1 protein-coding gene is annotated in these 417 nt (G+C 60.9%); it reads left to right on the forward strand.

The genetic code is table 11. The features are described from left to right. On the forward strand, window positions 1-417 hold a 417-nt coding region (locus ACLRGG_RS21345; protein WP_416251580.1), incomplete at both ends, for an Ig-like domain-containing protein.

The following is a 417-nucleotide window of genomic DNA, read 5'->3' on the forward strand; positions in this document are numbered from 1 at the left end:
ACCTTTATCGCCGATGTCAGCACCGCGCAGGTCAGCGACCTGACGGTCACCACCGATAACGTGCTGGCCAACGGCACGGCCAGAGCGGCCCTGCGCGTCACCGTACAGGACCAGCACGGCAACCCGCTGGCCGATCAGAAGGTGGCTCTTACCGCCAAAGATAACGGCATCACGCTCAGCGCGGCCAGCGTCACCACCGCGAAGGACGGCACTGCTACCTTTACCGTCACCAGCACCCTTGCAGCGGCCCAGGCGGTAAGCGCGACTCTCGGTAAGTCGTCCAGAACCGCGACCGTGACCTTTATCGCCGATGTCAGCACCGCGCAGGTCAGCGACCCTGTCTCTTATACACATCTCCGAGCCCACGAGAATGGTTCTCATATCTGGTGTGTCTTCTTCTTCTTTCAAAAAGGAGGG

This window comes from Erwinia sp. PPS120 (assembly GCF_047918655.1).
Taxonomy (GTDB): domain Bacteria; phylum Pseudomonadota; class Gammaproteobacteria; order Enterobacterales; family Enterobacteriaceae; genus Erwinia; species Erwinia tasmaniensis_A.